This window comes from Mangrovicoccus ximenensis (assembly GCF_003056725.1).
In the GTDB taxonomy this organism is placed as follows: Bacteria; Pseudomonadota; Alphaproteobacteria; order Rhodobacterales; family Rhodobacteraceae; genus Mangrovicoccus; species Mangrovicoccus ximenensis.
Map to the genome: position 1 here is coordinate 95,076 of NZ_QBKZ01000017.1, position 20,965 is coordinate 116,040.

Here is a 20,965-nt window from a genome sequence, read left to right on the forward strand (position 1 = left end):
GGGGCATCTTTCGCCATGCCCCGTCGAGGAGGACAATCGAATGAAGCTGGAAGACAGGCTGGCCGTCGTCACCGGGGCCGGACAGGGGGTCGGTGCGTGCATCGCCAGGGGACTTGCCAAGGAAGGCGCCAGGGTGATCGTGGCCGACATGCGCGCCGAAACCGCCGAGGCCACCGCCGCGGAGATCCGCGCCGGCGGCGGCGAGGCCTGGGCCTATGCGCTGGACGTGACCGATGCCGCCGCCTGCGAGGCCTTCGCCGGGACGGTCGCGGACCACGGCGACGTCTCGCTCCTGGTCAACAATGCCGGTGTCTGCCCGAGGAATTCCGTCGACAGCCCCGATGTGCGCGAGACCTGGGCGCTCGGCATGGGCGTCAATCTGGACGGCACGCTGAACATGATCCTGCCGCTGCTGCCCGCGCTGCGCAAGACGAAGGGCGGCATCGTCAACATGGCGTCGATCGCCTCCTTCGTCTCGACCGCGACCTCGGTCAGCTATTCGACGTCGAAATCCGCCGTGCGGATGCTGACGATGAACCTCGCGGCCGAGCTCGCGAAGGACGGGGTGCGGGTCAACGCGGTGGCGCCCGGCACGCTGAAGACGGCGATGACCGAAGCGACGCGCCACAATGACGAGCGCCGCGAGCGGTTCCTGTCGCGCATCCCGATGGGCCGTTTCGGCGAGCCCGAGGAGATCGTCGGCCCGGTGGTGTTCCTGGCCTCGGAGATGTCCTCCTACGTGACCGGCGCGACGCTGGTCGTCGATGGCGGCTACCTGACCGCCTGACGCGCAAAGGCCCGGGGTCTCCCCCGGGCCTTCCCTGCCGCCTGCATCAGGGTTCAGGCGACCTGGCGGGTCTCGACGAAATAGGGCGTGATCGTGTCGAGGAAGACCTTGGCGTGCTCCTGGGTCTCGGCGACGATGTCGCTGGCATAGAGCTTCGCCGCCGTCTCGGTGTCGCGGAACCAGAATTCGACGATCCCGTCCACCGGCACCGCCTCGTGCGGGGCGCTTTCCGTCCGCGAGCCCTTGTAGCGGTCCAGCACGATGTTCTGGTGGTATCCCAGCACGTCCGGCCATTGCCGCACCCAGGCGGCATGGGTTTCCAGCCATTCGCGCCGGAAATCTCCGTCGCTCATCCCCGGCACCCGCTTCAGCAGCGTCATGCGCTTGATGACAGGACCGCCGCCGGGCTGGAACGGCACGACGACATGCTTCTCGCAGGCGACCAGCGCCAGATCGGCGAGGAACGCATCCTCGTCGGCCAGCGCCGGGGCGAAGTCCTCGCCCGAGACCGCCGCCAGCATCGTTTCCATGTCGGGGAAATGCAGCTCCGAGAACCCGTCGAGATCCCAGTCGCTGCCGCGTTCATGGGAAATGCCGAATTGCTGCTTGTCGGTGACGCGGTGCTGGAAATAGGCGCCGAGCCCGGGCAGCCTGGCCGCCAGCGGGCCGTGTCCGCCCTGCCAGTGGCGGTCGAATTCCTCTTCGGTCAGGTCCGCCCGCTTGGTCAGCAGGCCGAAACGCGAAATCATCTCTGTCTCCTCCTTGGTCAGGTCTCTGCGGCGAGCCGGCCGAGCGCGCGCTGGCGGCGCGCCAGCCAGTCGCGGTGCTGCACCGGCCAAGCGCCGAAATCGTCCGGATCGCCGAGCGCCCGCGACGCCTCCGCCGGCCAGTACCCCGGCGCGAGCAGTCCGGAGAGCGCGATATCGTCGGACGGATCACCAAGGCAGGGGATGCCGCGCTGCGAAAGGCGCTCTTCGGCGCCGCCACCGTGATGATGCATCACGCGAGGCCCTGCCGGCTCAAGGCGTGGGGCATGCAGGTTGCCCGGCGCCGCGGCCCGAAGCGCACCGCGGTCGCCATGGCACGGCGGATCGGCGTCCAGGCGCTTTCGCGGCCCCGCAGGGGCCACGGCCGCCTTCACTGCTTCATCGCATGTGGCTGGACGGTACCGAGTTCCGCCTGCAGAGGGATCCGGTCCCGGCCGCCGCCCGAGACTTCAACCGGAACGGGAAAAAGGAGAAGGCCAGCTCTTGGCTGGCTCCGTCCCGCCTCGGCGAAGTCCCTGCCGGGACGCGGTTTCCGGCGACGCCGGATATGGCGCTGCCGCCGGACGTTCCGTCCGGGCGCGTTTTCCAGATGGGCGCCCGGGAACCGATCTCGCCGGCATCATGCAGGCAGCCCATGGGCTGGCCACGGATGGAAGCCTGACACCGGCAAGGGACTGGGAGCGGGATTGACGGCGCCGGGGAAGAAGCACATGGCGCTGCACAGGCCCAACGCGGCTGTCGGCGCGGGCAGCGCTCCGGTATCTGGTGTCTCCGCGCCGCCCGTGCCTCGCGTTCCGCAGCCAGCCCGGCAATTGCGGCAGCCTTGCCGCGCAGATTCCGGATTGACGGCGGGGGCCCCAAGACGGCAACGTCAGGCATCGGCCGCGCTGCACGGTCCATTCCTCGGTCCGCTCCATCAGGATCGCGCCGACGAGGCGCCGGATCGAAGCCTCGTTCGGAAGCGAGCATCCGTCATGCGCAAGTGGCTTTTGGGGTCCACAGCCTATCGGCTTTCACCAGAGCGTTGGCGGTGGGCAGGAGCTTTCGCATGAGCGCGACGATGGCAACTTTGCGGGTTTCCCGGCCTCGCGGAGCTGGGCGCGTCTGGCCTTGAGGCCAGAGTTGCAGCGCATTGCGACGACGGCAGCAGGCAGAGCGCATCCCGCAACGGCTTGCACCGCCCGCTGATGAAGGCCCTGCCTTTCCACTGGCCGGTGCCGGGCAGGCCGGCGCCATCGGCGGATCGGATGTCTTCCGGCCGGTATCTCGCGGGCATGCGCTGCGCCGACCGCGGATCCGGAGGTGCCTGCCGGAGGGCGGGCATTGAAAGGCAGGGGCAAGCAACAGGAACGCCCGCACGGCTGGAGGGGCGTGCCGGAACGCTGCCGGCTGCCGCGCCCGGCGGAGCTAGAACGGCACCGGCGTTCCGTCATGGGTGAGGACGGCCCCGGTGCGGGCGAGGTCGAGTTCTCCGAAGCGCGCGGCCAGCCCTTCGACGCAGTCGGCCAGGTCGATATCGGCGTCCTTGCCGCCCATGTCGGTGCGCACCCATCCCGGATGGTAGGCGCCCACCGCGATGCCGATCGGCTCCAGATCTGCGGCGAGGTTGCGCGCGAGGTTCGTCGCGGCGGCCTTCGAGGCGCGGTAGGCATAGGAATGGCCCGGCGCCCGCGCGCTCGACCCCATCGCCGAGGTGATCACCGCGACGCGCGGCGCCTGCGCCATCTGCAGGTTCGGCAGCAGCGCCTGAACGGTCAGGAAGACGCCGGTGACATTGACGGCGAATGTCTCGGCCCAGAGCGCGGCGGGATAGCCGGTCGCCAGATTCATGCCCTTGTCGCGGTAGACGCCGGCATTGCAGACCAAGAGGTCGATCGGCACGCTGTCGAGCGCTTCGGCCAGCGCCGGGAAGCCGCCGGGATCGGTCAGGTCGAGATGCAGCCAGCTGCCCTCCACGGGAAGCTCGCCGCGGGCGGTGCCGTAGACGGTTTCGCCCGCCGCGACGTAATGGTCGCGCAGCCCCCTGCCGATCCCGCGGTTCGCGCCGGTGATCAGGATGGCCATGCGCGCTCCCTCAATTGGTGCCGCGCCGGTCGCGGAAGGGCAGGGGGACGACCGGAATCCCGTCCTTCAGCAGCGCCCGGGTTTCTTCGGCATTGGCCTCGCCATGGATCGCGCGGCTGGGTTTCTCGCCGTCATGGATGGCCCGGGCCTCGGCGGCGAAGCTGCGCCCGACATAGTCGGAATGCGCCTCGACCTCGGCGCGCAGCTTTTCGATGGCGGTGCGGACCTCCTGCGGCATGGCGGCGCCGGCGGGCATGGTTTCCTCGGCCTGCGGCTGTGCTCCGTCCCCGGCCTCGGATGTCCTCTCGGAGGCCGTCACCCGCGGCGCCATCAGCGCTTTCGCCACCTTGCGGTTGCCGCAGGCGGGACATTCCAGCTGCCCGGCCGCGGCAAGCGACTCGAAATCCTCCGCGGATCGGAACCAGCTTTCGAAGCCATGGTCCTGGGAACATTTCAGGGCGTAACGGATCATTTCGGCACCGGATTGGACAGCAAGAGCGTACTACTTAAGGCAACAAGGTAAAAGATCAACTTCCGGGAACCTTGATCCGTTCGGCCGCCGGCAGCGCCTCGGGGCGGAACCGTGCCAGGATCTGCGCCAGCCCCTCGTCCTCCACCAGCTTGGCGGCTTCCTTCGGCGTGACCCAGCGGCGCTTGCGCTCTCCGGCCTCGGGATAGCGGCGGCGCAGGTCGCTCACCTCGACCGCGTAGAGCGCCACGACGCAGGGCATCCCGGCCTTGCGGCTGCCATAGATGCCGATGCACAGCGGATGGGCCTTGCCCTCGACTCCGGCTTCTTCATAGGCCTCGATCCCGGCCGCTGCCGCCGGGGTGCGGCCCGAGATCGGCCAGCCCTTGGGAATGATCCAGCGCCCCTTTCCGCGCGACGTGATCAGCAGGATCTGCACGCGTCCCTTGCTGCGCCGGTAGCACAACGCCCCGAATTGCGAGCGGACCTCGCGCATTTTCGAGGTATCCAGGGAGATGGGTGCCTGCCCGATGCGGTGGAATGTCATTGTGCCTGCCCGACAGCTCTGCGAGTCGTTGTTGTTTTTGCAGCTGCAGTATGGCCGCAATCCCGGGCCTGTCCATGAGGTATCTGCCTGCGCGGTCACGCCGGCTTGAATTGACCGGAGGCCGGCCTAGGTTCGCAGTCGAGACATGGAGGGCCAGAGATGATCCGCATCCTAGCAGCAGCTGCCGCCGCCCTGGCCGTTCCCGGCATGGCCGCGGCCTTCAGCTTCGCCAATATCGACGGCGGCGAGCTGGACACTTCGGCCTGGACCGGCCAGCCGGTGCTGGTGGTCAACACGGCCTCGCGCTGCGGCTATACCCCGCAATACGAAGGCCTGCAGGATCTGCACGAGCGCTACGGCAATGACGGGCTGGTCGTGCTGGCGGTGCCCTCCGACGATTTCCGCCAGGAGCTGGCCAGCGGCGGCGAGGTCAAGGAATTCTGCGCCGTGGTCTTCGGCCTGACCCTGCCGATGGCCGACATCACCCATGTCCGCGGCGACGAGGCCCATCCGTTCTACCGCTGGGTGCGCGAGCAAACCGGCTTCGAGCCGTCCTGGAACTTCAACAAGGTCCTGCTCGGGCGCGACGGCCGGGTGGTGGCGACCTGGGGCTCGCGGACCGAGCCGCTTTCGCCGGAGATCACCGGCCCGATCGAGGCGGAGCTGGCGAAGGACGGGTGAGCGCGCCGCCTGTCTTCATCGGATCGGAAATCTACCGCCATTCCTCCTACGGGACCTGGCATCCGCTGCGGGTGCCGCGGGTGTCGACGCTGATGGACATGGTGCGGGCGCTCGGCTGGCTGGCGCCCGGCCAGTACCGGCTGAGCCCGCGCGCGACGCCCGCGGGGCTCGCGATGTGGCACGATCCGGACTATGTCGCCGCGCTGGTCCGGGCCGAGGCCGAGCAGAGCGTGAGTCCGGAGGTGCAGGCGCGGTTCCATCTGGGCACTTCGAACAATCCGGTCTTCCCCGAAATGTTCCGTCGTCCGGCGACGGGCTGCGGCGCGGCGATGCTTGCGGCCTCGCTGCTGAAGGCCGGGGGCGTGGTGCATGCGCCGGGCTGCGGCACCCATCACGGCATGCCGGACCGCGCCAACGGCTTCTGCTTCCTCAACGATCTCTGCATCGCGATCCTGTCGATGCGCGCGCAGGGCCTCCGCCGCATCGCCTATATCGACATCGACGCGCATCATCCCGACGGGGTGGAGCACGGCTTCGGCCAGGATCCGGACGTGCTGATGATCTCGGTGCACGAGGCCAACCGCTGGCCGCGCACCGGGCGGCTGGAAGATCGCGGCGCGGGCAACGTGTTCAACCTGCCGGTGCCCTCGGGGCTCAATGACGACGAATTCGCGCTGATCCGCGAGGCGCTGGTGCTGCCCTTGCTCGGCGCGTTCCGCCCCGAGGCGGTGATCCTGCAATGCGGCGCCGATGCGGTGGAGGAAGACCCGCTGTCGCGGCTCGGGCTGTCGAACAACGCCCATGTCGCGATGCTGCGGGCGATCCGGCCGCTGGCGCCGCGGCTGATGGTGACCGGGGGCGGGGGCTACAATCCGTGGTCAGTCGGACGGCTCTGGACCCGGCTCTGGGCGGAGCTCGACGGGCGCGATCTGCCCGGGCGGCTGCCCGGCGGGGCGCAGGAGGTTCTCCGGGAGCTGCGCTGGTGGCGCAACGGGCAGGAGCGGGGCCGGATCGGCCACGCCCGCGGCCGCGAGCCGGGCCATGCCCGCGCGCATCACCTCGCCGACCTTTGCGCTCATGCGTCGAGCTCGGCGAGCCGCGCGGCCTGGTCGGAGGCGATCAGCGCATCGGTGATTTCGGCCAGGTCGCCCTGCATCACCTGTTCCAGCCGCCTTGATCGTCTCCCAGTCGGCGGTCTGCTGCTCGGCGGATTTCTCGCGGCTCTCCCCGCCGAAGACATGCGGATGGCGGTCGATCATCTTCTGCGCGACGGTGCCCGCGACGGTCTGGAAATCGAACAGCCCGGCTTCGTCGGCCATCTGCGCGTGATAGACGGTTTGCAGCAGCAGGTCGCCCAGCTCGCCCTGCAATTCGCCCCAGGCTCCGCGCTCGATCGCGTCGGCGACCTCGTAGGCCTCCTCGATCGTGTAGGGCGCAATGGTCGAGAAATCCTGCTCGATGTCCCAGGGGCAGCCGGTCTCGCGGTCGCGCAGCCGCCGCATGATCTCGAGAAGCCGGGGCAGGCCGTCCTGGGTGTCGAAGATCGGGTCGCGGTCGCNTCATGNGGAAGGCTCCGGCTNGCGTATGGGACAATTGGTCCGCGCCGTCNCGGGGGGGACCGCGCGGCATTTCAGGATAGTCTTGGCGGAACACTTGGGGGTGTTCCATGCGACTCGTGACCATATTCGCGGCCATCGGCGTGGCCNGTGGCCGTCCTCTTCTCGCTNTTATGTCCGGTTCGNCGCCCAGCGATCCGNCGCATCNTGGCANCGTCGATCNCGCGNGGTCGCGGTCGATCCNCGGGGCGGATGGCGGCTTCCTCTTGCGTGACNGAGGCGCCTTCGGACGGGGCGGCGCCGCAATTCGGCGGCAGCCCGGCCNGAGGTCATGGCGCGGCTCGNACGCGGTGGCGATGGCTGCGCNCGCGGGTCGAGCGGCTGGCGGGCAGTCNCCGGCGAGGGCCATGTCACCTATGTGGCGCGCTCGCGGCTCTTCGGTTTTCCCGACTATATCTCGGTCATTGCCTGGCCGGCGGAGGGCGGGGCGAAGCTCGCCGTCTATTCGCGGCTGCGCTTCGGCTCCTACGATCTCGGCGTGAACCGCCAGCGGGTGCTCGACTGGCTCGGCGAGATCGCCTGAGCCGGACTTGACGGCGCCCGCGGGCTTGGGCATTGNCCGATCCNATGATACCCGAAGACAAGCTAGACCAGATCCTCGGCCGGTTCGAATTCCTCGAAGCGAAGCTCGCCAGCGGCGCTGCGCCCGGGGACATCGTCCGGCTGTCACGCGAATACAGCGAATTGAAGCCCGTCGTCGGCCAGATCCAGGCCTGGCGCGGCCTCGTGGCCGACATGGCCGAGGCCGAGGAAATGCTGGCCGATCCCGAGATGCGCGCCCTTGCCGAAGAGGAGCTGCCGCGGCTGAAGGCCGAGCTGCCCGGGGCCGAGCATGCGCTGCAGCTGGCGCTCTTGCCCAAGGACGCGGCCGATGCCCGTCCCGCGATGATCGAGATCCGCCCCGGCACCGGCGGCGAGGAGGCGGCGCTGTTCGCCGGCGACCTGCTCCGCATGTACCAGCGCTTCTCGGAGGCGCAGGGCTGGACCTTCAAGATCCTCGAGGAAAGCCAGACCGAGCTCGGCGGCATCAAGGAAGTCACCGCCCATGTCGCGGGCGAGGGCGTGTTTGCCCGGCTGAAATTCGAATCGGGGGTCCACCGCGTGCAGCGCGTGCCGGAAACCGAGTCGGGCGGCCGCATCCATACCTCGGCGGCGACCGTCGCGGTGCTGCCCGAGGCCGAGGAGGTCGACATCCAGATCGACCCGAACGACATCCGCATCGATACGATGCGCGCCAGCGGGGCGGGCGGCCAGCACGTCAACACCACCGACTCCGCCGTGCGGATCACCCATGTTCCCTCGGGCATCGTCGTCACCAGCTCGGAGAAATCCCAGCACCAGAACCGATCCATCGCCATGCAGGTGCTGCGCACGCGGCTCTATGACCTCGAACGCCAGCGCGCCGACAGCGCCCGCGCGGCGGACCGCAAGAGCCAGGTCGGCTCCGGCGACCGTTCGGAACGCATCCGCACCTACAATTTCCCGCAGGGCAGGGTCACCGACCACCGCATCAACCTGACGCTCTACGACAGCGGCGTGACTTGCCGGGGCGGCAGCAGCGGCGGCTCGCCCTCGAAAAGGTCGGGGTCCAGGAAACGCGACAGCAGCGCATGGTCGGCTTCGGAAATGTCGCCGAGCGCGCGGCCGCTTTCCAGCGTCAGCGCGGCGGTGGTCCAGCGGCCCTCGCGCGCCAGGCAGAAGACCCGGGTCATCGGGTTCGGCACGATGCCCGGATTGGCTTCCAGCGCCGCACAGGCGCGGTCCTCGCTGTCGGTCAGCAGGCTGATGTCGAACCAACGGCGGAACAGGTCGGGCGTGCCGGGGCCGGCGCGCTCGATCAGCGCTTGCGCCCGGTCGAGCGCTCTCGAAGGCCACGCGGCTGTTCGGCACGAGGCCGGCCGGCAGGTCCGAGGCCCGCAGCACGGCTTCGGTGCCGCCTGCGGTGGCGCGGTAGAGCGTGCCGGTCTGGTCGGCAATCCAGAGCCCGGAAGCATCGGCGACCGGCGAGGCAAAATTGTTCGTCGCGCTGGCCGGGCCTGCGCTGCGGGCGTCGCTGATCTGCAGGGTGAGGGCGGAGGGAAGCACCGGCGCGGGCTCCAGCGTGGCGGCGAGTGCGGGGCCCGCCGCCATGACGGCCGGGAAGAGGGCAGAAAATCGCATGATCGGAACTCCCTGGAAATATCTTTTCCCGAGGGTAGTCGAGCCTTGCCGCCGAATCCAGAAGTCTGCGCACCGCGGTCAGGCGGCGCGGACCCCCACGGACTGGAACAGCAGCTGGGCGTTGCCGCGGTTCTCCATGAAGGCGACGTCATAGGCGTCGCGGCCCACCGCGACGATCACCGAGCTTTCCGGGCGGCACATGCCGGTCGGGTCGACGATGTGCCAGCTGTCGTCCAGCCAGACCTGGGCCACGGCATGGAAATCCGGCGGATCGACATCGGGCGCATAGACCGAGACATAGCGTGCCGGAATGTCCGCGGCGCGGCAGAGCGCGCAGACCATGTGGGCGTAGTCGCGGCAGACGCCCTGGCGCGAGGTGAAGGTGTCGACCACGGTCGTCGTCCCGGTGGAGGCCCCGGGCACGTAGCTCAGTTCGTCGGCCACCCATTTCCGGATCGCGGCCACCTTGGCGCCGCCCTCGAGATCGCCGAAGCGGCGCCTTGCGAAGGTCTCGAACACGTCCGACTGGCAGAAGCGGCTGGGCCGCAGATAGGTCATCGCCTCGGCGGGCAGGTCATGCCAGGGCGTGGCGTCCATCTCTGCGAGCGGCCGGTCCTGCCGGGTGATCTCGACCTCGGCGCGATAGGCCAGCCGCATCAGCGGGCTGTCGAGCCGCGCCACGACGCGGGTGCCGATGCCGCTTTCGCCCGGGATGCGCGACAGCAGCGCGCCTTCGATGTCGAGGCGGCTCTCCAGCACGTGCTGGCCGTCGGTGTCGGCCGCCTCGAGGGTCAGGAATACCACGCATTCCTCGCCCAGCTCGTAATCCATGGCCACGTCGATGCCGATCTTCATGCCTGGTCTCCGTTGCTGCTGCCCCCGCAGAGTCTACGTGCGAGGCTGGCAGAGGTTTCGAAATTTGTCGCCCCAAAGCAAAAGGCCGCCCCGGGGGGCGGCCTCGAAATCGGAAGGGGCAGGGCTCAGAAGCCGAGGCCTTCGTATTTCTTCTTGAACTTGGAAACGCGGCCGCCCTGGTCCATCAGGCGGGTGTTGCCGCCGGTCCATGCCGGGTGCGCCAGCGGATCGATGTCCAGCGCCAGCGTGTCGCCTTCCTTGCCCCAGACGGATTTCATCTGGATGATGGTGCCATCGGTCATCTTGACGTTGATGAGATGGTATTCGGGATGGATGTCTGCTTTCATCGGTCCGGTCCTTACGCCTCGGCGCCGGCCTTGGCGGCCTTCGGCTTGTAGTTGGTGACCTCTGCGATACGGGCGGACTTGCCGCGGCGCGAACGCAGGTAGTAGAGCTTGGCGCGGCGCACGCGGCCGCGGCGCACGACTTCGATGCTCTCGATGTTGGTCGAGTAGAGCGGGAAGATACGCTCGACGCCTTCGCCGAAGCTGATCTTGCGGACCGTGAACGAACCGGCAATGCCTGCACCGTTCTTGCGGGAAATGCAGACGCCTTCGTAGTTCTGGACGCGGGTCCGGGTGCCTTCGGTCACTTTGAAGCCGACGCGAATGGTGTCGCCCGCCTTGAAGTCGGGAATGGTCTTCCCGAGGGAGGCGATCTGTTCGGCCTCCAGCTGTGCGATCAGATCCATCTGATCTCTCCTGTCTGGCTCACGGTTATTCCGTGAAGGTGATGCCGTCCCAGAGCTCCGCGCCTTCTGTCGGGTCCGCCTCGGCGCCCGCGGGAGATGGGTCGTCTTGCTTGTTGCAGCTCCGTCCCGGAACTGCCGGTCCGGCGCCGTCAGAAGAAGAGGGCGCGCATCGGATAACGGCACGAGTCGGAAGTGGGCGTGCTATGACACCAAGCGCCCCGGTTTTCAAGCGCGGAATGCCGCAGCCCGGCGGATTTGCCGTGGCTTTTCAGGGGGCGGTGCAGGCCGGGCCGGGCGCGGTGGTGACGCGGGCGACGCGGTCGCGCTCGTACCAGACATGCATGTAGCGCTCGGTGCCCTCCGCGTCGTAGCGGTAGGCGCCGCATTCCGCGATGCCTGCGCCGGGATGGCCCGGGCCGAGCATTGCGGTGACGTCGGCGCGGGCCATGCCCGGGACCACGCCCGCCCGCTGGCCGCCTCCGCCCCGGATGCGATCGGCCGTGCCATCCCCGGCGGCCATCTGGCGCTGCGCTGCGCGGATGGCGCCCTGATCGAAGCGGCGGATGCCGAAGGCGAGCTGGTCTATCGCGGCCCCAACGTGATGATGGGCTATGCCGCCGATGCCGCCGACCTTCTGCGCGGCCCGGAAACGGAGGAGCTGGCCACCGGCGACCTGGCGCTGCGCGGCGCAGACGGGCTCTACCGGATCACCGGGCGGAAATCGCGCATGTCGAAGATCGCCGGTCTGCGGATCGGCCATGACGCGCTGGAACAGGCGCTGGCCGCGGCAGGCACCGAGGCGGCGGTCTGGGGCGACGATGCGCAGCTCTGGGTCGCGGCGGCGGCTCCGGCGGCGGCACGTCCCCCTAGCGGGCACGCCGCCTCAGCGGCGGCACACCTCCGGCTGGCACGCCGCCTCAGCGGCGGCGTGACGCCAGCGCGGCCTCGATCTTCGGCAGGACCTTCTCCGGGGCGACGGAAGCCTTGCCGTCCTCGCGGATCATCTCGGGATAATAGACCCGGTCGAGATAGTTCATGAACACGTCCCGCGCATCCGGGTCGAAGCCCGCCTCCTCGATGGCGGCGAAGCTGCGCATCAGATGGGTCGGGCTCTCGACCGGCGTCACCAGCTCGGGCATGCGGAAGAAGCACTCGCCCAGCACCAGCACCGGCTTGTCGTACCAGAAGGTCTGAAGCCCCACCGAGGAGTTCAGCGTCACCACCGCGCGGCTGGCGGCGACCTGCTGGAAGGTGTCGGTCGAGTTGTCGATGACGATCTTGCCGGGCTGGGCGGCCGCGGCCTGTTCGAGGAACTCGGTCAGCGGGATCTTGGAGCTCGGATGCTCCTTGAAGCGCAGGTGCCAGCCCTCGGGCAGATGCTCGGCCGCCAGCTCGAGAAGGTCGATGAAGCGGTTGATGTTGCGCACCCAGCCGCCGAACATCTTGATCTGGGTGTCGTCCGGCACCTGAAGCGGGCAGAACACAAAGGGCGCCGCCGCCAGATCGGCCGCCGCATCGGTCTGGCCGACATCGCTGCGCTTCTTCGCCTTGCGCGACACCAGGATGTCCTTCAGCGCGCGCCAGCCGCCGCCATGGCCGTTCTCGGCATCCGCCCAATCGCGGTAGAAGCCGATCTCGCGCGCCAGCCCGTTGACCTGGTTCACGCCGGTCTCGTCCACCGTCACCCGGCCCGGCAGCGGCGCGCGCTCCATGTAGATATGCGGCGTGCCGGTATCCTTGGCGGCCGACATGAAGGCGCGGCGCGTGCCCGTCAGCCCGTTCCAGGCGACCGCCACCGCTTCGGGGTCGCGCTCGAACAAGCGGCGGAAGCCGTTGTACTGCGCCGAATAGAGCGCCGTCTTCAACGCCCGCGTGTGCTTGGAACTGCTCTGGTGCTTGGCATGCTTGAGCGACTCCGCCGCCCGCGCCGCCGTCTCGGGATAGTCGGAAAACCGCCAGCGCACCTTGGATACGCAGGCGGTCTTGCCGCCCATCGCGCAGACCGAGGCCATCATCCCGTCGATCTCGGGGTCGCCATCCTTGAGATAGTAGAACATAGCCGGTCTCCGCACTTTGCAATCGGGGGTTAGCAGGCGCGGCGGAAATTGGCAAAGCCTGCGGGCGCTCAATCGCGCAGGATGGCCGCCACCGCCTGATCGACAGGCGTTCCGCCATCGGTCAGCTCCAGGATCTCGCGGCGGATCGCGGGCGTGCCGATCAACCCGGCCAGCACCCGCGCCACGTTCCCGCGCGCCACCGCCCCATAGGTCAGCGCCAGGCCGAGGCTGACATTGCCGTCGCCCTCTTCATGCACCAGCGTGCCGGGCCGCAGGATCACCCAGTCGAGACCGCTTGCCGCCAGGGCGGCATCGGCCTCCTTCTTGATCCGCATGTAGTTCTCGAAGCCTTCGCGCAGCGGCTCCTTGCCGCGCCCGGCATCGGGGAAGGCCGAGACCAGGTAGATGCGGCGCAGCCCGGTGCGGCGCGCCGCCTCGATCAGCTTCACCGGCCCCTGCCCGTCGATCATCTGCGTGCGTTCCGGGCCGCTGCCCGCCGCGCCGGCCGAGAACACCGCCACGTCATGGCCCGCGACCGCTTGGCCGCGCCGCCCGAAACCGGCGCGTCGAGCATGGCGACGCCGATCGCCTCGAGATCGGCGGCCAGCGCCTTGGCGTCCTCGGCGGACTGGGTGCAGCTGACCATGACGGCACCGCCTGCCTTGATCTTGGCCGCTGCGCCCTTCTCGCCCAGCAGCACCGCGCGGGCCTGGGCGGCATTCACGACGAGCACGATCATCGCGTCGAAGCTGCCCTCGAATTCGGCGGCGGAGGCCGCCACGGCTTCGGCGCCTGCGGCCAGGAATTCGGCGCGGCGCGCCTCCGACAGGTCGATCCCGCAGGTCGGGATCCCCGCCTTCACGCAGGACAGCGCGGCGCCCATCCCCATAGATCCCAGGCCGACGACGCAAGCGCGGTATCCGGAAGGCACGTCCATATCGATTTCTCCACCAGTGGCTGATCGGTTCGGCACAGGAAGTAACACAAATTTCACGATTGCAAAGGTATTTTAACAGTTATTCACATGATGTCACACAGAAGGACATTCTCACATCGCTTGCGCCGATAAATAACAGGGTTTTACAGATCGGAGTGAATATCTGTGACGCGCCCCCAAGGCGCGGAGGGACTTGAAAATGGTATACCATTTCGGCTAGTGCTGGTCCTGCCGCGCCAGGCGCGGGCCATGGCAAAGGAGGAGATGACCATGAGCGACCCCGTCCTGCTGATCTGCGGACCGTTCTCCGGCGAAGAGCGCAGCCGCCTCGAGGCCGCCCATGCCTCGGCCTTCGCCGCAAGCCCCGACGAGATTTCCGGCCTGCCCGAAGCCGCGCGCGCCAGCCTTCGCGCCGTGGCCTACAAGGGCCACGCGCCCTTCGGCGGCACGGCCATGGACGCGCTTCCGGCGCTCGGCGTGATTGCCAATTACGGCGTCGGATATGACGCGATCGACGTGGCGGCCGCCGATGCGCGCGGCGTGAAAGTCACCAACACGCCCGGCGTGCTGAACGACGATGTCGCGGACCTGGCGCTCGGCATGATGCTGTCGCTGTCGCGCGACCTGGAGGCCGGGTCGCAGCTGGTGCGCTCGGGAGACTGGGCCGGGCGCGCGCTGCCCTTGAACCGCAAGTTCTCCGGCGGCAAGGCGGGGATCGTCGGCCTCGGCCGGATCGGGCGCGAGATCGCCGACCGGCTGGCCGCCTTCAAGATGGAGATCCACTACACCTCGCGCAGCGAGAAGGACACGCCCGGCTGGACCTGGCATGCCGATCCGGTGTCGCTGGCGCGCGAGGTCGACTGGATGGTGATCGCGCTGGTCGGCGGCAAGGAAACCGAGAACCATGTCGGCGCCGAAGCGCTGGCGGCCCTCGGGCCGCGCGGCGTCCTGGTCAATATCTCGCGCGGCTCGACGGTGGACGAGGCCGCGCTGCTCGACGCGCTGGAGCAGGGCACGATCGGCGGCGCCGCGCTCGACGTGTTCCTCAACGAGCCGGATATCGACCCGCGCTTCCGCGCGCTCGGCAACGTCGTGCTGCAGCCGCATCAGGGCTCGGGCACGGTCGAGACGACCATGACGCTGCCGGTCTCGGGGGCACGCAGCCAGGCAAAGGCGGGGCGCGCCATCGCGGCATCGAGCAGCCCGGCCGCCCGTCCCGGCGGCGCCTTCGCCAAGAGGCCCATCCAGGCCTGCCGCTCCGCGTTCGCGCTTTGCATCTCGACAACTTCCCGCTATACTATACAACTAGACACATTATGCCCCAAGCCGGGGCCGGGCGCGAGCGGGGATTTGTGAATTTTGGGTGACAGGACACCGATCTGGGCGGAAATCGCCCGTGCGCTGCGCCGCGAGATCGCCGAGGGCGGCTATGCCCCCGGCGACCGCCTGCCGACCGAGGCGCAGCTTGCCGCGCGCTTCGGCGTGAACCGGCACACCGTGCGCCATGCGCTGTCCGCGCTGGTGGACGAGGGCGGTCACCCTGCCGCGACGGTGTCCGGCAGCGCCGCGAAGGCGGTCCGGATGCCGGGCAGGAAGCCCGGATGCCCGGCCAGACCGGCAGGCACCAGCTCCGGCAGGGCCAGCACCGCGGCAACCGGATCGGTGTCCCTCACCGCAGCGTCGAGTTCTTCCTTGCGCGGATCGGCACTCCCGCGGCCCTCGGCCAGGAGGCGGATCCAGGCGGCGATGGACTCGGCGGTGACCGGCCAGTCCCCGCCCGTCTCCAGGTGGACGAGCGCAGGCGCGAACAGCCGCTGCGGCATCTTCTGCGAACTGTCCGAGGCGATCTGGTCCAGCCGGTGGCGCAGCCGCGGATTGGCAAAGCGTGTCAGCAAGGCCTCCGCGTAAGCGTCCAGATCGACGCTCTGCGGCACGGACAGCGTCGGCGCCTGCTCCTCCAGCATCAGGCGCCGCGCCTTGGCGCGCAGCGCGGCATCGCCCATGCAGCCATCGACAGTCACATGCCCCGCAAGCTGTCCGCGGCAGGCCAGCATCGTGTGCGACCCGTTGAGCATGCGCAGCTTCATCTCCTCGAAGGGCCTCACATCCGCGACCAGCTCGGCCCCGCCCTCGGCGAAGGGCGGACGGCCGGCGGCAAAGCTGTCCTCGATCACCCATTGGCGGAAGGGTTCGCAGACGATGCCGTTCGGGTCCGGGCGGCCCAGCAGGCTTTCCAGAAGGGCGTGGCTGTCCCCGGTCATGGCCGGCACGATCCGGTCGACCATCGAACAGGGGAAGGTGCAGGTCTCGGCAATCCACGCCGCCAGCGCGGGATCGCGCGCCTCGGCGAAGTCCAGGATGACGGCCCGCGTCAGATGGCCGTTCTCCGGCTGGTTGTCGCAGCTCAGCACGGTCAGCCCGCCGAGCCCGGCGGCGCGGCGGCGCGCCAGCCCTTCGGCGATCACGCCGATGGCGGTCCCGGGGGTCTGCGGCGCGGCGAGATCGGCAATGATCCCGGCATGGCCGCGGTCGAGCCCGCCCGAACGCGCGCAATAGCCTTTTTCGGTGACGGTCAGCAGGATGACCGACATCGCTTCCGTGGCGATCAGGTCCGGGATCGCCCCGATGCCGTCGCGCGCCGGGTGGAGCGTGCCGGTGACCACGCCGATCTCGCGCAGGGTCGCGCCCTCGCCGTCTGCTTCGGCCACGTGATAGCGGTGACCCGCCGCATCTAGCGCATCGATCTCGGCGCGCCCCGAATTCAGCCGCGCGACGACCACGCCCCAGTCGCCTCCCGCCTTGGCGAGGCCCTCGGAGAGATAGACCATCGGATGGGCGCGGGCGAAGGCGCCGAAACCCAGGTGGAGGATGCGGGGCTTCAGCGCCGCGGTGTCGAAGCCGGGTGTCACGATCTCGGTGCTCACAGCGGCATCTCCTGCGGCAGGCTGCGGGTCTCGCCCGCGGGCAGCACGATCCGCGCCACCGGGATGACCGGCGCGCCCTCGCCCGCACGGGTTGCGGCCAGAGACAGGCTGTCGGCGCTGCCCGAAAGCGTCAGGGTGGTGATGCAGGCCGCGCCGCCCTCGCTGACGCCGTCGTCTTCGTACATCAGGCTCGCCTCCTCGAACGCTCCCGGTGCCGGGAAGACGGCCAGAACGCGCTCGGTCTCGGCGCCCGGATGCGCGCGCGTGGTCGAGTTCCCCATCGGGATCACCGCGCCGCCGCGCACGAAGAGCGGCATGGAGCCGAGATCGACATCGAGGGTCAGGACGGTGCCGCCCTCGTGCCAGGTCCCGGCATGGAAGTCCCACCATCCGGTCGGGCAGGCCGGCAGGCGCAGCGTCCGGGTGGTGGCGCCCTCCTCGACCACGTTGGCGACCAGCAGGTCGCGGCCCAGCAGGAACTCGTCGCATTCAGCATAGGCGCCCTCGTCCTCGGGGAAGTCCATGAAGGCCGGGCGGATCATCGGTTCGTCCCGCTCGGCGGCCTGCCACAGCAGGGTGTAAAGATAGGGAAGCAGCCGGTAGCGCAGCTTGATCGCGTCGCGGATATGGTGCGTCACCTCCGGGAACATCCAGGGCTCGTTGACCGTGGCGTCGTCATTCCAGGAATGGATGGTGAAGCGCGGGTGGAAGATGCCGTTCTGCACCCAGCGGACGAACAGCTCCGGCTCGGGCCGCGGACCGGAGAAGCCGCCGACATCATGGCCGATATTGTAGATCCCCGACATCGACAGGCCGAGACCCATCCGGATGTTGTAGCGGATCGTCTTCCACATGGTGCGGTTGTCGCCGGTCCAGGTCTGGGCGTGGCGCTGGATGCCCGGCATGCCCGAGCGCGAGATCAGGTAGGGCCGCTTCCCGGGCGCATGGGCGCGCTGCGCCTCCTCGCTGGCGCGGGTCATCAGCACCGAGTGGACCGGCCGGATCAGCGAGACGTCGATCGCGTCGCCGAAGCCCGCGCATTGCGCCTCGTCATCCCAGATCTCGTATTCGTTGTTGTCGTTCCAGGTCGAGCCGATGCCGTAGTCGAGAAGCTGCGTGGTCACGCCGTCCTTCCACCAGTCGACGGTGCCGGGATTGGTGAAGTCGAGATGCGATCCGGTGTCGTCCCAGTAGATGGAGCGCTCTGGCCCGCAATCGGAGTCCATCTCGAGGCTCGCGCGGACGAACAGCCCCTTCTCGGCAGCCTCGGCATAGCGCGGATGGTCCTGCAGAAGGCAGGGCTTGATGTTGGCAATCAGGTGCACGTCCGCTCCGGCGAATTTCGCCGACATCGCCTTCGGATCGGGGCACTTGTCGAAGTTCCAGTTGAAGACATAGCGCTTCGGCCCGATCGAGGTGTAGCCCGAGGACATCTGGAAGCTGTCGCAGGGAATGTCGTGCTCCTCGATCCGCGCGAGGAAGCTTTCCAGCTGCGCCTGCGCATCCGGGGCGTCGGTATAGCTCATGGTCGAGCCGGAGTAGCCCAGAGACCAGCGCGGCGGGAAGGCTGTGCCCCCCGTGAGCCGGACCTGGCCCTTGACCAGCTCGGCCAGCGAGGGCGCCCACCGCATGTAATAGTCGAGATCCCCGTCCTCGGCGCGGTAGGCGCGGTAGGCCAGGTGGTAGTTGTCGAGCTCGTTGCCGAGATCGAACCAGGCCCCCGCCATGTTGTCGTAATAGACCGACCAGCAGCCCTGGTCCGGCGTCTTGGTCAGGGTGAAGGGGATGTGCTTGTAGAGCGGGTCGGTGGTTTCGGCGTCATAGCCCATCGCGTCGAGATTGCGCATCTCGTAGCGGCGGCCGGAGCGTTCCAGGTTGCCCGCCTTCTCGCCGAGGCCGTAGACTTTCTCGCCGGGGAAGCGGCGCAGGAAATGGCCGTGGCGGTTGTCGCGCAGGCCGAGCATGGTGCCGCCGGTCGGGCGCTCCTCTGCGAAGGTTGCCCATCCGCCGCCGTCCTTCCGCTGCCAGACCAGCCGCAGCGGATGCTCGATCACGAGCCGCATCGCGCCGGTGGAAATGGCGAGCCCCTCGCCCTCCTCCACCGCGAAATCAGGGCAGGGATGGCCCGAGAGGTCGTCGCGCAGGCGCCCCTCCCATGGCATGTCCCCGTCGGGGGCCACGCACCAGCCGCGGTTCAGCCGCCATGCCCCGTCCTTCAGCAGCGAGACCCGGAACAGCGTCTGGTCGAGCACGGCGACGAGCAGCAGGTGGCGGCCGTCGATCAAGAGCTCGATGCTGGTTTCGGTCCGGTCCTTGAGGGTCCAGTCGGTCAGGGTCTTCATTGATACACACCAAGAATGCGGGGCAGGAACAGGCTGATGGAGGGCACGTAGGTCACCAGCAGCAGAAGGCCGAAGAGCACGGCATAGAAGGGCAGCAGCGGCTTGATCACCGAAGCGATCGAAGTCTTGCCGACCGAGCAGCCGACGAACAGCGCCGAGCCGACCGGCGGCGTGCAGATGCCGATGCAGAGGTTCAGCGTCATCATCACGCCGAAATGCACCGGATCCATGCCGAGGCTCTGCACGACCGGCAGGAAGATCGGGGTGAAGATCAGGAGCGCCGGCGTCATGTCCATGAAGGTGCCGACGATCAGAAGCGCGATGTTGATCAGCAGGAGGATCGCCAGCGGGTTGTCGGAGATCGCCAGGAGCGTGTCGGAGATCAGGTAGGGGATGCCGCCGAAGGCCATCACCCGGCTCATCGCGATCGACGCGCCGATCATCAGGAGCACGATCGAGGTCGTCACTGCGCTTTCCATGATGATCGCGGGCAGGTCGCGGATCGAAATCTCGCGGTACCAGACCAGCGCCAGGAACAGCGTGTAGACCACTGCGGCGGCCGAGGCCTCGGTTGCGGTGAAGGCGCCGGTGATGATCCCGCCCATGATCACGACGATCAGGCCCAGAGGCAGGATCGCGTCGCGCGCGGCATGCCAGACCTGGCAGAGCGTGGGTTTGGGCGCCAGCGGATAGCCGCGCTTCTTGGCGATGATGCCCGCCACGGTCATCAGGCCGAGCCCCATCAGGATGCCGGGAAGGTAGCCCGCCATGAAGAGCGCGGCGATCGAGGTGCCGCCGGTGATCAGCGAATAGACGATGAAGGTGGTCGAGGGCGGGATCAGCAGGCCGGTCGGGCAGGAGGCGATGTTGACCGCCGCCGAAAAGGCCGGGTCATAGCCCTCCTTCTTCTGCAAGGGCGCCATCACGCCGCCGACGGCCGCAGCCGAGGCCACGGCGGAGCCCGAGATCGAGCCGAACATCATGTTGGCCAGAACGTTGCAATGCGCCAGCGCGCCCGGCAGGCGGCCGCCCAGCACCTGGGCGAAATTGATCAGCCGCATGGCGATGCCGCCGCGGTTCATGATGTTGCCCGCCAGGATGAAGAACGGGATCGCCAGCAGCGTGAAGCTGTCGAGGCCGGAGGCCATCTGCTGCGCCACGATGAACAGCGACTGGTCGAAGCTCATGAACAAGAGGAAGGTCAGGAAGGTGGCGGCGCCGATGGCGAAGGCAATCGGCACGCCGATCACCATGAGCACGGCAAAGGAGCCGAAGAGCAGGAAGATCGCGTTGGTCATTGGAGGTCCTCAGTCCAGCGGGCCGGCCACCGGGCCGTCGGAATGGCCGCGGGCGCCGTGGCGCGCCAGCTCGGCCAGGAAATGGCCGCAATAGATCAGCATGACGAGCCCGGCGAAGGGGATCGCGGCATAGACCCAGGCCATCGGGATCTGCAGTGCGGGCGTCACCTGACCCGAGGCCAGCGTCTTGGCTGCCAGCGCCCAGCCGCCCTTGATCATGACGAGCCCGGCGAAAAGCGCGACGATGGCAAGGACCAGCGCCTCGGACAGCGTCCGGGCGCGGCCCTTCAGCGTACCGGTGAGGAAATCGATCGCCAGGTGGCGGCGCTGTCCCAGCGTGTAGGCGCCGCCGATCAGCGCCAGCCACATGAAAAGGAAGCGCGCCAGCTCGTCGGTGACGGTGGAGGGCGTGCCCAGCACGTAGCGGCTGACCACCTGCCAGACGACACAGCCGACCAGCACGGCGAAGATCGCGACGATGACGGGACGCAGGATCAGGTCGAGCACGCGGATCACGGCGCGCCTCCGGCGGTCCGGGCCGGAAAGGCAGGTTGCGGGACTTGCTGCACGATGACGTCTCCTCCGCAGGCGGACCCGCCAGGGTCCAAGATGCGGCAAAACTGGGCCATCCAGACAAACTGGTCAACCAATTTGTCGGACCGCTTGACGAGTTTGGATTCGGAAGCCATGAATATCCGTGTTTGGCCGAC

General features: G+C 68.6%; 20 protein-coding genes and 5 pseudogenes. 8 read left to right on the plus strand and 17 right to left on the minus strand.

Going from position 1 to position 20,965, the window contains the following annotated elements:
• The first annotated feature begins 40 nt into the window (after positions 1 to 40).
• Entirely contained in the window at positions 41 to 787 is a 747-nt protein-coding gene (locus tag C7T91_RS24185; protein WP_108261955.1) for an SDR family NAD(P)-dependent oxidoreductase, read from the plus strand.
• A gap of 53 nt (positions 788 to 840) precedes the next feature.
• Here C7T91_RS24185 and C7T91_RS24190 read toward each other — a convergent pair whose 3' ends face one another.
• Positions 841 to 1,536, minus strand: coding sequence for an EthD domain-containing protein (locus tag C7T91_RS24190; protein ID WP_108261957.1), 696 nt, complete (start codon positions 1,534 to 1,536; stop codon positions 841 to 843).
• A gap of 74 nt (positions 1,537 to 1,610) precedes the next feature.
• Here C7T91_RS24190 and C7T91_RS38695 point away from each other — a divergent pair.
• Positions 1,611 to 1,742: pseudogene (locus C7T91_RS38695) on the plus strand (hypothetical protein); the annotation flags it as partial.
• 1,219 nt (positions 1,743 to 2,961) lie between these two features.
• Here the strand turns inward: C7T91_RS38695 and C7T91_RS24200 are convergent.
• Genes C7T91_RS24200 through C7T91_RS24210 form a run of 3 tightly spaced genes read right to left on the minus strand, consistent with a single transcriptional unit; the run spans position 2,962 to position 4,583 of the window.
• Positions 2,962 to 3,618, minus strand: a complete 657-nt coding sequence (locus C7T91_RS24200; RefSeq protein ID WP_108261959.1) for an SDR family NAD(P)-dependent oxidoreductase — start codon at positions 3,616 to 3,618, stop codon at positions 2,962 to 2,964.
• 10 nt (positions 3,619 to 3,628) lie between these two features.
• Positions 3,629 to 4,090, minus strand: coding sequence for a DUF1178 family protein (locus tag C7T91_RS24205; protein ID WP_108261961.1), 462 nt, complete (start codon positions 4,088 to 4,090; stop codon positions 3,629 to 3,631).
• Between the two features lie 55 nt (positions 4,091 to 4,145).
• The gene (locus tag C7T91_RS24210) at positions 4,146 to 4,583 is read right to left on the minus strand and encodes an NUDIX hydrolase (RefSeq protein WP_236638474.1); all 438 of its coding nucleotides are present in this window, start codon (positions 4,581 to 4,583) and stop codon (positions 4,146 to 4,148) included.
• Positions 4,584 to 4,793: 210 nt separating this feature from the next.
• On the opposite strand from C7T91_RS24210, the gene C7T91_RS24215 reads away from it, so the two are divergent.
• Both C7T91_RS24215 and C7T91_RS24220 read left to right on the plus strand, forming a co-directional pair.
• A complete protein-coding gene (locus C7T91_RS24215) occupies positions 4,794 to 5,315 on the plus strand; it encodes a glutathione peroxidase (RefSeq protein ID WP_108261965.1) in 522 nt (173 codons plus the stop codon).
• Positions 5,316 to 5,386: 71 nt separating this feature from the next.
• Positions 5,387 to 6,217, plus strand: a pseudogene (locus C7T91_RS24220) (acetoin utilization protein AcuC); the annotation flags it as partial.
• A 260-nt stretch (positions 6,218 to 6,477) separates the two neighbouring features.
• Here C7T91_RS24220 and C7T91_RS24225 read toward each other — a convergent pair.
• Positions 6,478 to 6,817, minus strand: a pseudogene (locus C7T91_RS24225) (MazG nucleotide pyrophosphohydrolase domain-containing protein); the annotation flags it as partial.
• A gap of 385 nt (positions 6,818 to 7,202) precedes the next feature.
• Between C7T91_RS24225 and C7T91_RS24230 the strand changes: the two are divergent.
• Positions 7,203 to 7,454: a DUF1499 domain-containing protein gene (locus C7T91_RS24230; RefSeq protein ID WP_108261967.1), complete on the plus strand. Its 252-nt coding sequence runs from the start codon at positions 7,203 to 7,205 to the stop codon at positions 7,452 to 7,454.
• Between the two features lie 44 nt (positions 7,455 to 7,498).
• Positions 7,499 to 8,401: pseudogene (gene prfA, locus C7T91_RS24235) on the plus strand (peptide chain release factor 1); the annotation flags it as partial.
• A 53-nt stretch (positions 8,402 to 8,454) separates the two neighbouring features.
• Here prfA and C7T91_RS31840 read toward each other — a convergent pair.
• From C7T91_RS31840 to C7T91_RS33905, 8 genes are all read right to left on the minus strand, one after another.
• Complete coding sequence (locus C7T91_RS31840) at positions 8,455 to 8,907, minus strand: hypothetical protein (RefSeq protein WP_145963007.1); 453 nt, start codon at positions 8,905 to 8,907, stop codon at positions 8,455 to 8,457.
• 262 nt (positions 8,908 to 9,169) lie between these two features.
• Positions 9,170 to 9,946 (minus strand): transglutaminase-like domain-containing protein, encoded by a 777-nt coding sequence (locus C7T91_RS24245; protein ID WP_108261971.1) that lies wholly within the window; start codon positions 9,944 to 9,946, stop codon positions 9,170 to 9,172.
• Between the two features lie 125 nt (positions 9,947 to 10,071).
• A complete protein-coding gene (rpmE, locus tag C7T91_RS24250; protein ID WP_108261973.1) occupies positions 10,072 to 10,293 on the minus strand; it encodes a 50S ribosomal protein L31 in 222 nt (73 codons plus the stop codon).
• A gap of 11 nt (positions 10,294 to 10,304) precedes the next feature.
• Positions 10,305 to 10,697 carry a 50S ribosomal protein L19 gene (gene rplS / locus C7T91_RS24255; RefSeq protein WP_108261975.1) on the minus strand — a complete coding sequence of 131 codons (393 nt, stop codon included), beginning with the start codon at positions 10,695 to 10,697 and terminating at the stop codon, positions 10,305 to 10,307.
• 268 nt (positions 10,698 to 10,965) lie between these two features.
• Positions 10,966 to 11,574, minus strand: coding sequence for a hypothetical protein (locus C7T91_RS38700; protein ID WP_330848883.1), 609 nt, complete (start codon positions 11,572 to 11,574; stop codon positions 10,966 to 10,968).
• A 40-nt stretch (positions 11,575 to 11,614) separates the two neighbouring features.
• Positions 11,615 to 12,754: a capsular polysaccharide export protein, LipB/KpsS family gene (locus C7T91_RS36890; protein WP_108261979.1), complete on the minus strand. Its 1,140-nt coding sequence runs from the start codon at positions 12,752 to 12,754 to the stop codon at positions 11,615 to 11,617.
• 68 nt (positions 12,755 to 12,822) lie between these two features.
• A complete protein-coding gene (locus C7T91_RS24270; RefSeq protein WP_201742244.1) occupies positions 12,823 to 13,275 on the minus strand; it encodes an NAD(P)H-binding protein in 453 nt (150 codons plus the stop codon).
• Positions 13,221 to 13,691 carry an NAD(P)-binding domain-containing protein gene (locus C7T91_RS33905; RefSeq protein WP_269102472.1) on the minus strand — a complete coding sequence of 157 codons (471 nt, stop codon included), beginning with the start codon at positions 13,689 to 13,691 and terminating at the stop codon, positions 13,221 to 13,223. Before C7T91_RS33905 ends, C7T91_RS24270 begins: the two co-directional genes overlap by 55 nt.
• A gap of 270 nt (positions 13,692 to 13,961) precedes the next feature.
• On the opposite strand from C7T91_RS33905, the gene C7T91_RS24275 reads away from it, so the two are divergent.
• Positions 13,962 to 15,047: a 2-hydroxyacid dehydrogenase gene (locus C7T91_RS24275; RefSeq protein ID WP_456237857.1), complete on the plus strand. Its 1,086-nt coding sequence runs from the start codon at positions 13,962 to 13,964 to the stop codon at positions 15,045 to 15,047.
• Positions 15,048 to 15,050: 3 nt separating this feature from the next.
• Positions 15,051 to 15,224, plus strand: a pseudogene (locus C7T91_RS24285) (GntR family transcriptional regulator); the annotation flags it as partial.
• A gap of 2 nt (positions 15,225 to 15,226) precedes the next feature.
• On the opposite strand, the gene C7T91_RS24290 reads toward C7T91_RS24285, so the two are convergent.
• From C7T91_RS24290 to C7T91_RS24305, 4 genes are read right to left on the minus strand one after another with little or no spacing between them, the layout of a single operon-like run.
• Entirely contained in the window at positions 15,227 to 16,615 is a 1,389-nt protein-coding gene (locus tag C7T91_RS24290; protein ID WP_236638476.1) for a mannitol dehydrogenase family protein, read from the minus strand.
• Positions 16,612 to 18,957: a glycoside hydrolase family 31 protein gene (locus C7T91_RS24295; protein WP_108261981.1), complete on the minus strand. Its 2,346-nt coding sequence runs from the start codon at positions 18,955 to 18,957 to the stop codon at positions 16,612 to 16,614. Before C7T91_RS24295 ends, C7T91_RS24290 begins: the two co-directional genes overlap by 4 nt.
• The gene (locus C7T91_RS24300) at positions 18,954 to 20,255 is read right to left on the minus strand and encodes a TRAP transporter large permease (protein WP_108261983.1); all 1,302 of its coding nucleotides are present in this window, start codon (positions 20,253 to 20,255) and stop codon (positions 18,954 to 18,956) included. Before C7T91_RS24300 ends, C7T91_RS24295 begins: the two co-directional genes overlap by 4 nt.
• A 9-nt stretch (positions 20,256 to 20,264) precedes the next feature.
• Complete coding sequence (locus C7T91_RS24305) at positions 20,265 to 20,771, minus strand: TRAP transporter small permease (protein WP_108261985.1); 507 nt, start codon at positions 20,769 to 20,771, stop codon at positions 20,265 to 20,267.
• Positions 20,772 to 20,965 lie beyond the last annotated feature (194 nt).

Coding starts and splice junctions, on each gene's coding strand:
- C7T91_RS24185 (WP_108261955.1), top strand. CDS start 41: ATGAAGCTGGAAGACAGGCTGGCCGTCGTCACCGGGGCCGGACAGGGG.
- C7T91_RS24190 (WP_108261957.1), bottom strand. CDS start 1,536: ATGATTTCGCGTTTCGGCCTGCTGACCAAGCGGGCGGACCTGACCGAA.
- C7T91_RS24200 (WP_108261959.1), bottom strand. CDS start 3,618: ATGGCCATCCTGATCACCGGCGCGAACCGCGGGATCGGCAGGGGGCTG.
- C7T91_RS24205 (WP_108261961.1), bottom strand. CDS start 4,090: ATGATCCGTTACGCCCTGAAATGTTCCCAGGACCATGGCTTCGAAAGC.
- C7T91_RS24210 (WP_236638474.1), bottom strand. CDS start 4,583: ATGCGCGAGGTCCGCTCGCAATTCGGGGCGTTGTGCTACCGGCGCAGC.
- C7T91_RS24215 (WP_108261965.1), top strand. CDS start 4,794: ATGATCCGCATCCTAGCAGCAGCTGCCGCCGCCCTGGCCGTTCCCGGC.
- C7T91_RS24245 (WP_108261971.1), bottom strand. CDS start 9,946: ATGAAGATCGGCATCGACGTGGCCATGGATTACGAGCTGGGCGAGGAA.
- rpmE (WP_108261973.1), bottom strand. CDS start 10,293: ATGAAAGCAGACATCCATCCCGAATACCATCTCATCAACGTCAAGATG.
- rplS (WP_108261975.1), bottom strand. CDS start 10,697: ATGGATCTGATCGCACAGCTGGAGGCCGAACAGATCGCCTCCCTCGGG.
- C7T91_RS36890 (WP_108261979.1), bottom strand. CDS start 12,754: ATGTTCTACTATCTCAAGGATGGCGACCCCGAGATCGACGGGATGATG.
- C7T91_RS33905 (WP_269102472.1), bottom strand. CDS start 13,691: ATGGACGTGCCTTCCGGATACCGCGCTTGCGTCGTCGGCCTGGGATCT.
- C7T91_RS24275 (WP_456237857.1), top strand. CDS start 13,962: ATGAGCGACCCCGTCCTGCTGATCTGCGGACCGTTCTCCGGCGAAGAG.
- C7T91_RS24295 (WP_108261981.1), bottom strand. CDS start 18,957: ATGAAGACCCTGACCGACTGGACCCTCAAGGACCGGACCGAAACCAGC.
- C7T91_RS24300 (WP_108261983.1), bottom strand. CDS start 20,255: ATGACCAACGCGATCTTCCTGCTCTTCGGCTCCTTTGCCGTGCTCATG.